Source organism: Lactimicrobium sp. (assembly GCF_036453465.1).
Classification (GTDB): Bacteria; Bacillota_I; Bacilli_A; order Erysipelotrichales; family Erysipelotrichaceae; genus Bulleidia.
On the sequence record NZ_JAZHUW010000025.1, the window covers coordinates 21,110 to 29,319 of the forward strand.

At 47.0% G+C, this 8,210-nt stretch carries 8 protein-coding genes and 1 tRNA gene; 8 read left to right on the plus strand and 1 reads right to left on the minus strand.

Going from position 1 to position 8,210, the window contains the following annotated elements; translation table 11 throughout:
• Positions 1 to 89: 89 nt before the first annotated feature.
• The 8 genes from SOI44_RS07230 (at position 90) to SOI44_RS07265 (ending at position 7,689) form a co-directional block, all read left to right on the plus strand.
• Complete coding sequence (locus tag SOI44_RS07230) at positions 90 to 1,214, plus strand: cysteine desulfurase family protein (protein WP_331348539.1); 1,125 nt, start codon at positions 90 to 92, stop codon at positions 1,212 to 1,214.
• A complete protein-coding gene (locus SOI44_RS07235) occupies positions 1,215 to 2,099 on the plus strand; it encodes a tRNA 2-thiocytidine biosynthesis TtcA family protein (RefSeq protein WP_331348540.1) in 885 nt (294 codons plus the stop codon). It begins immediately after the preceding gene.
• Positions 2,050 to 2,760: a M48 family metallopeptidase gene (locus SOI44_RS07240; protein ID WP_331348541.1), complete on the plus strand. Its 711-nt coding sequence runs from the start codon at positions 2,050 to 2,052 to the stop codon at positions 2,758 to 2,760. Before SOI44_RS07235 ends, SOI44_RS07240 begins: the two co-directional genes overlap by 50 nt.
• Before the next feature lie 8 nt (positions 2,761 to 2,768).
• A complete protein-coding gene (locus SOI44_RS07245; RefSeq protein WP_331348542.1) occupies positions 2,769 to 3,635 on the plus strand; it encodes a mechanosensitive ion channel family protein in 867 nt (288 codons plus the stop codon).
• A gap of 288 nt (positions 3,636 to 3,923) precedes the next feature.
• Positions 3,924 to 4,592: an ankyrin repeat domain-containing protein gene (locus SOI44_RS07250; protein WP_331348543.1), complete on the plus strand. Its 669-nt coding sequence runs from the start codon at positions 3,924 to 3,926 to the stop codon at positions 4,590 to 4,592.
• Between the two features lie 14 nt (positions 4,593 to 4,606).
• Positions 4,607 to 6,679: an elongation factor G gene (locus tag SOI44_RS07255; RefSeq protein ID WP_331348544.1), complete on the plus strand. Its 2,073-nt coding sequence runs from the start codon at positions 4,607 to 4,609 to the stop codon at positions 6,677 to 6,679.
• A 92-nt stretch (positions 6,680 to 6,771) separates the two neighbouring features.
• Positions 6,772 to 6,855: transfer RNA gene (locus SOI44_RS07260), tRNA-Leu, on the plus strand.
• 246 nt (positions 6,856 to 7,101) lie between these two features.
• A complete protein-coding gene (locus SOI44_RS07265; protein ID WP_331348545.1) occupies positions 7,102 to 7,689 on the plus strand; it encodes a thymidine kinase in 588 nt (195 codons plus the stop codon).
• 27 nt (positions 7,690 to 7,716) lie between these two features.
• On the opposite strand, the gene SOI44_RS07270 is transcribed toward SOI44_RS07265, so the two are convergent.
• Positions 7,717 to 8,210 (minus strand): transposase (locus tag SOI44_RS07270; protein WP_331348546.1); only part of this gene is annotated, 494 nt, incomplete at its 5' end.

An 8,210-nucleotide genomic window follows, 5' to 3' on the forward strand; every position in this document is an offset into this window, starting at 1 on the left:
GCTGAACGTTCATGCAAGTATTATTTTTTAGCGGCTAGAGTGTGGCGTTCAATGCAATCTGTCTTATTTGGTGTACAATATAGCACGCGATGAAGAAACCAGTTTATTTTGATTACTGTGCCAATACACCCGTGGATCCTTCTGTTCTGGAAACATATGTCAAAACAGCATCCCAATGCGTTGGCAATGCCAATTCTGTTCATGCTATGGGCAGGGCAAGTAAAGCTGTCATGGATGATGTGCTGGCAAAGATGGCCGCATTATTACATGTCAGACCAGATGAGATTATTCTGACTTCCGGTGCAACGGAAGCCAATAACCTTGCTTTAAAGGGAATCGCAGCTGCCACCCGCCACGTTGGTAAACATATCGTGTCGACAAGCCTGGAGCACAGTTCCATCAGTGCGTCGTTAAGCATGCTGCAGATGGAAGGCTATGAGATTGATTTATGTCCTTTGACAAGTGATGGCACGATTGATCTGGAAGAACTTGCAGATCTTGTGCGGGATGATACATGTCTTGTCTCCATCAGTCTTGTGGACTCTGAGGCAGGTGTCATCCAGCCAGTGAAAAAGATTGCGGAGATTGTGCACAGCCATCCAAAGACCTTGCTGCATATGGATGCCACCCAGGCCATGGGCAAGATCCCGGTAGATTTTGCCATCGCAGATACGGTATCCTTTGCCCCGCATAAGTTCTTTGGTCTCAATGGATGCGGTGTCCTGATCAAACATGAACATGTACCGCTTGTTCCCCAGAACAGCGGCGGTGCTTCCACCACACTGTACCGCTCTGGTACACCGGATCCAGCCATGGCTGCAGCATGTTTATGTGCGCTTGAAAAGATGTATGCCAGTTTATCAAACTGGCAGTCACACTGTGAAAAGCTGAATGCATATCTGCGCAGAGAACTGACAAAGATTGAGGGACTGAAGATCAACTCTCCTGATCATGCTGTGCCGCAGATATTAAATATTTCATTGCATGGCTATAAGGGCTTTGAAATGCAGAAAGCATTGGATGAAAAGGGGTACTGTGTATCGGTCAAAAGTGCCTGTACATCGGACTATCTGCCATCCCATGCCGTGATGGCACTTACAAAAGACAGAAAAAGGGCGCTGGAAAGTTTCCGCATTTCATTATCGCCATTAACCACAATGGAAGAGTGCCAGGGACTTGCTGAGGCAATTCGAGAAATACATGAGGGAAAATAAATGGAAAAGAAGTTAACACCTGCACAGCAGATTGAACATACACTGACCAAGCAGTTCCGCCGTGAATTGTGGTCAAAGTTTCAGATTGCCGTTGGTAAATATGAACTGATTCAGCCGGGTGACAAAGTCATGGTATGTATCTCCGGCGGCAAGGACAGCATGTGCATGGCCAAGCTGATGCAGCTGTACCAGCGCTATCATCTGGTGGATTTTGAAGTGAAGTTTGTTGTGATGGATCCCGGCTACAATGAGATCAACCGTGCCAAGATTGAAAGCAATCTGCAATTATTAGGCATTCCGGCTGAGATTTTTGAAACCAATATCTTTGCTGTGGCAAATAACTCTGACAAGAGCCCATGCTATCTCTGTGCCAGAATGCGCAGAGGATATCTGTATAACCATGCCAGGGAAATCGGCTGCAACAAGATTGCTTTGGGACATCATCTGAATGATGTGATTGAAACAACGGTCATGTCGATGTTTTATTCCAGTAAGCTGGAGACGATCATTCCCAAGTCTCACAGTGAAAACTTCCCTGGTCTGGAGCTGATCCGCCCGATGTACTGCATCAAGGAAGCTGACATCATTGCCTGGGCAAGGGCCAATGATCTGCAGTTTATCCAGTGTGCATGCCGGTTCACAGAGAACTGCACGATCTGTGACAATGGCGGCGGTGGTTCCAAACGCCAGGAAGTCAAGAATCTGATCCGCAGACTGTCTAAAACCAATCCGATGATTGAGGACAATATCTTCCGGGCTCTGCATGCTGTTCAGATTGAAAGCTTCCCCGGCTATAAGGCCGATGGGAAGATGCACAGTTTCCTGGAGGACTATGATGAGAAGGGACACATCTATACTGCAGCACATCACGATACAGATCAATGAGGAAAGTATTCCGGCTGTTATTACAAGAAAGCGGATCCGCAATCTGTACCTGCGCATTCAGGAAGACAGCACGCTGACCATCAGTGCACCTTTATACATGCCAAAAGCCCAGATTGAAGCATTTCTGAAAGAAAAGCAGGTATGGATTGTAAAGGCATCCCATCATGCCAGACAGAAACAGGCCAAGGAATCTGCTGGTGAAAATGGCACCGTTCTCTGGTTGGGACAGGCATATCCAGTAAAAGTTATACCGGCAGAAAGGGAAGCAGTCATGATCAATGACGGATACTTTTGTTTCATGACAAATGATCCTTCTGGATCACATCTTTCTGAGATGTATGAGAAGTTTGCCAGAAAACAGATGAAGATGTATCTTGAAAAGGAACGGATACAGTGGGATCAAAGGATCTGTGATGCGCATCATCTTCCGCATCCTGCCATGACCATCCGCAGTATGCGTTCCCGCTGGGGATCCTGTACACCGGCAAGAAACCATATTTCCATGAATGTACGGCTGATGCATTATCCTTATGAATGCCTGCAGTATGTTCTGCTGCATGAATATGTACACTTACTGGTACCCGGACATCCAGCCCGCTTTTATCAAACCGTCGCAACTTACATGCCTGACTGGAAGGCAGCCAGTGACAAACTGAAATAGGAGAGCTTATGGACGAGATTACAAATACATCCTCAGGGATCTGGACCTTTGGCAATAATCTGTTTCAAAACGGATTGTTTCTGTTTCTGATCCATGCCGGCCTGATGTTTCTGGCCGCCAAGATCGTGGTTCATCTGCTGCGCAGGGGACTTGAGCATCAGAGCCGCAGAGAAGACACAAGCAACCAGCTGATTCTGCAGTATCTTGCCAAAACGATCAAAACCATCGTCTATATTCTGTGTGCGTTTTCCGTTCTTTCCGACATCATCCCATTGAAAGGACTTGGCAATGTGGCTGTTGGCGGTGCTTCCATTCTGGCGGTGGCTGTCTCTCTGGCTGCTCAGGAGACCTTTGGCAACTACATCGCCGGCTTCTTTGTGGCTCTGTACCATCCATTCAAGGTAGGCGATAACATTTCTCTGCCAGAGAAAAATATTGCCGGCACCGTGACAGGTATCAGCCTGCGTCATACCACCTTAACAACCGTGGAGAATACCCAGATCATGATTCCCAACAGCATGATGAACAGCTGCATTCTGGAAAACAGAACATTCGGGCAGACAGACTACACCCATTATGAACTGATCGGGGTTGCCTATGATTCCAATATTGATGCGGTAAAAGAGGCAATCTGCTATGTCCTTGCTAATACACCAGGCATCATTGACGGACGTACAAATAAACAGGATCCCTTCGTCCCGGTACAGATCAACGCTTTTCTGGATTCTGCCATTGAGATCAAATTTCCGATTCATGTGGAAAGCTTTGGAGCTTACTTTACGGTGGCACCTGTGGTCAGGGAAGGCATCCTGAAAGAATTCAATGAAAGAGGTATTGAGATTCCGTATCCGGTTGTCACGATTGAAAGAAAATAAGAACGGTTTCAGGAAAATGACAGATCTTTGTGGCACTCTGTATGTAAGCCCTTGCAGTTTGCTGTGGTTCTGTTAAAATACAGGTAAAGAATCACCGCAGACAGATCGGAGACAAAGACAATGGACGACAGAGTAACTGGTTTTTCAGTATCGACAGTCACCGGCTCAGAAGAAAGCCTGGTTGTTTTCGGCGGGGTTGCGGTCTGCTTTGCATATGACATTTGAGATGGACAATGTCCATCTTTTTTGTCGGTTGTTTGACTTCATGAATAATAGGAGGAAACGAATATGGATCAGACAAATCTGGAATTCTTCGAAGCAGCAGCCAAGGGCGATTTTGCCAAGGTCTGCTCAGAAGTCTCAAAGGGCGCAGATGTCAATGTGGCAAATGGTGATGGACGCACTGCATTGATGCGTTCTGCCAAGCGCGGCTATACGGACATTGTGCGCTTTCTGCTGGATAACGGTGCCGATACGCATGCCCGTGACAAGAATAATAAGACAGCTCTGATGGGAGCTGCGAAAAAGGGACATGTCGAGATCTGCCGGATGCTTGTGCATGCCGGTGCCGATGTGAATTCCCATGACAACAAGGGCCGTACCGCTCTGATGAGAGCCGCATTGCTTGGCGAAGGTGAGACCGTTGCGTATCTTGTCTCCAAGGGTGCTGATGTCAATGCCCGTGATGAACAGGGCAGAACTGCACTGATGGAGGCTGTCAATGCCTATAACAGTGATATCATTTCCTTCCTGATTGAGAATGGTGCCGATGTCAATGCGGCTGACAACCGCGGCTGCACAGCTCTGATGCGGGCTGCTTATATCGGCTATCCGGAACTTGTCAAAACACTGCTGGACCATGGTGCAGATAAGTACATCAAAGATAATGAAGCCAACATGGCCATTCACTATGTGCGTAAAGAATGCCTTGCAGATCTGAAGGATCTGCTGAAGTAGGAGGGCATTCGATCATGAAAGACTATTTGGCGAATAATGTCAGAAATGTCGTTGTGCTTGGACATTCTGGCTCTGGCAAGACAGCCGTCATCGAAGCCTGCATGTACTTTACAAAACTGATTTCGAAGTTTGGCAAGAACCATGACGGCACAAGCTTCCTCGATTTTGATCCGGAAGAAGGCAAGCGCGGTACATCGTGCTATGCCCATCTGGCACCGGTCGAATGGAAGGACCGCAAGATCAACTTCATTGATACTCCGGGCTATATGGATTATGCGGGTGAGGAAGAGACCGGATTGTATGTAGGGGATAATGCGCTGATCGTTGTCAATGGCAAAGAAGGTGTGGAGCCTGGTACAGAGCGTGCCTGGAAGAAAGCCAGTCTGAAACAGAAGCTGCCAACTATCTTCTTTGTGAACAAGATGGACGATGAAAACGCTGATTTTGATAAAGTGCTCTCAGAATTAAGAGAGAAGTTCGGCAATTCTGTCATTCCGTTTGAAATGCCGATCATGAAAGATGGCAAGAATATTGGCTCGGTCAATATTCTGCGTAAGAAGGCATGGTACCATGACAACCGCACCCAGGCCCAGCCGGTTCCGGAAGAGCTTGCGGACAAGGTGGAAGAGTACTATGGCGAGATTGCCGAGGCTATTGCCATGACGGATGATGACCTGCTGGAGAAGTTCTCCAATGGGGAAGAATTCGATGAACATGAACTTGCCAAAGGTTTGAGAATTGGTGTCCGTTCTGGTGATATCCGTCCGGTTTATTCAGGCTCTGCTGTCCAGCAGACCGGTATTGAAAGACTGATGGATCTGATTACCGAATACTTCCCGAGCTATGCAGAGAAAGGACATATTGATGCCAACAGCCAGCGCGGCGGCACCATTGCCATGGAGACCAATGAGCAGGAAGCACTCAGTGCCTTTGTCTTCAAGACTGTCATTGATCCATTTGTTGGCAGAATTTCCTACATCAAGGTGATGTCCGGTGTTCTCAACAGTGATTCTGAAGTTTATAACTCAACACGTGATGTGACGGAAAAGATCGGTCAGATCTATGCCGTCAATGGCAAGTATCAGATCGGTCTTGGTAAACTGTTTACCGGTGATATTGGTGCTGTTACAAAATTGTCATCAACCAGAACAAATGATACGCTGTGCACACGCAGCAGAGTTGTCTCCTATGATGGTATTGAATATCCGCAGCCGATGCTTGGCTATGCGATCTGGCCAAAGACCAAGGCAGATGAAGACAAGATGTCTGTTGGCATCCGCAACATGGAACAGGAAGATCCAACGATCCGCCTTGTAAATAATGAAGAAACACATGAACAGGTTCTCTATGGACTTGGCGACCAGCATATTTCTCTGATCTGTGCCAAGCTGAAATCCAAGTACAAGGTAGATGTCTCTTTGACAACTCCAACGATTCAGTACCGTGAGACGATTACTGCTACAGCAGAGGCACAGGGCCGCTATAAGAAACAGAATGGCGGCGCCGGCATGTTTGGTGATGTCTGGATCAAGTTTGAACCGACCGATTCTGAGGATATGGTATTTGCCGAGGATGTCTTCGGCGGTGCGGTGCCAAAGCAGTTCTTCCCGCCGGTAGAGCAGGGACTTAGAGAATGCATGCAGAAAGGTGTATTGGCTGGGTACAAGGTTGTTGGTGTCAAAGCAACTCTGTATGATGGCTCTTATCACCCGGTAGATTCCAAGGAAGCTGCCTTTAAGGAAGCGGCAAGACTTGCCTACAATGCCGGTATGCCAAAGGCAAAGCCGGTATTGCTGGAACCAATTGGAGAAATCACAATCACAGCACCGGAGGAATATACCGGTACCTTGATCGGTGATCTGACCAAGCGGCGCGGTTCCATCCTGGATGTGGGCTCCAATGATGATGGCGATCAGGTCATCAATGGTGAAGTGCCGTTAAGAGAAGTGCAGATGTATGCCAATGAGCTGCGCTCCATGACCCAGGGCAGAGGCACCTATGTTCTGGCATTTGACCGCTATGAACCTGCACCGCAGGAAGTAGCAGATGAGGTTATCGCCCAGGCCAAGGCAAAGGCTGCAAAATAAGCGTGAAAAAGTGAGGGAAAAAGTGAGCAATGCAGGCAGATGATGCCCTGCATTGCTTTTTATGTGTGATTGCATTAAAATAATCAGGCAATGCCCGTGTGATGGAATTGGTAGACGTAGGGGACTCAAAATCCCCCGGTAGCGATACCGTGCCGGTTCGAGTCCGGCCACGGGCACTTTTTTTATTTTCCGCTTTTTTCTTTGGATCAGAAAAATCCCATTTTAAGGGTTTTTATCTATTCATTGACTTTTTACTTTCTTAGAAAATGAGGCTGTTTCTGTGTATCTTTGCGCACTTTTTGCGCACAGGAATCAGCTGCAGGCATTCATCATGCTTATCATCTTGTTTTTGCAATTGGCACCTTGTTTCCAGTGATTCTGTAATACAATACTTCTGGTAAGTTTCACGGAGGATTTCGATCATGGCAAAACTGTATTTTTATTATGGCGCAATGGGCAGCTCCAAAAGTGCCAATGCCCTCATGGCTGAATACAACTATCGCGAAAGGGGGCAGAAGGTACTGCTGGCCAAAACAAACACAGATACCCGGGATGGGAAAAATGTCATCCGCTCAAGGATCGGCCTGGAAAGAGAATGCATTCTGCTGAGTGATATCTGTGCCATGAGCGATGAAGAGATCAGTAAATATGATGCTGTGATCGTTGATGAAATTCAGTTTGCCCCAGCAGAGCAGATTGATTTCCTGGCTCACATTGTGGATGATCTGGATATTCCCGTACTCTGCTATGGTCTGCGCACAGATTTTCAGCTGAACCTGTTTGAAGGCAGTGAACGCCTGCTGGCTATCGCCGATGAAATCAAAGAAATCAAGACGGTCTGCTGGTGCGGCAAGAAGGCAACCTGCAATGCCAGATATAACAAACATGGCATTGTCCGCAATGGTGCCCAGATCATGCTTGGTGCCAATGATGACTATATTGCTTTGTGCCGCAAACACTTCCTGGAGGGAAAACTCAGTCCTGATGATCCTGGTGATCAAAATAAATAGTAGTATTGAAAAAAATATGGTTCAGTCCTAATTTCTGTTGATAGGTATCCTCTGAGGCCATGAAAACTTTCTGCTGGCATCTATGATCTTCAGAAAGAAATATTCATCATCCGGATAGCCGTATCCTTTGCGTCTCAGTGTCTTGATCATCTGGTTGGTTCCTTCAACTTTGCCGGATGAGATATGGACTCTTGCGTGAGAGATAATTCCTTTCATGTGGTCCTCCAGCAGCTTGGCAAACCACATGAAATGCTTGTTCTCTGTTGCTTTGCAGGTGCGTATGATCCGGTTAATATGAATCTTCATGCCTCTTTCAGTATTTGCCTTGTATGCTTTATCAAGCTGTTCCTTTACCAGATCCATGGTGAAGAACAGCTTGTTTTCATCCAACAGCTTCTTGTATTCTTCTTCAATTCCTGCTTTCTGCTTCACCTCCGGCTTCTTGAAAAGATCGCTTCCGCGGGCAATGGTTTTGCCTGCTTTGGCATCTTTTTCCTTCTGCTTTCTGGTTTCAGCACTTG

Coding starts and splice junctions, on each gene's coding strand:
- SOI44_RS07230 (WP_331348539.1), top strand. CDS start 90: ATGAAGAAACCAGTTTATTTTGATTACTGTGCCAATACACCCGTGGAT.
- SOI44_RS07235 (WP_331348540.1), top strand. CDS start 1,215: ATGGAAAAGAAGTTAACACCTGCACAGCAGATTGAACATACACTGACC.
- SOI44_RS07240 (WP_331348541.1), top strand. CDS start 2,050: ATGAGAAGGGACACATCTATACTGCAGCACATCACGATACAGATCAAT.
- SOI44_RS07245 (WP_331348542.1), top strand. CDS start 2,769: ATGGACGAGATTACAAATACATCCTCAGGGATCTGGACCTTTGGCAAT.
- SOI44_RS07250 (WP_331348543.1), top strand. CDS start 3,924: ATGGATCAGACAAATCTGGAATTCTTCGAAGCAGCAGCCAAGGGCGAT.
- SOI44_RS07255 (WP_331348544.1), top strand. CDS start 4,607: ATGAAAGACTATTTGGCGAATAATGTCAGAAATGTCGTTGTGCTTGGA.
- SOI44_RS07265 (WP_331348545.1), top strand. CDS start 7,102: ATGGCAAAACTGTATTTTTATTATGGCGCAATGGGCAGCTCCAAAAGT.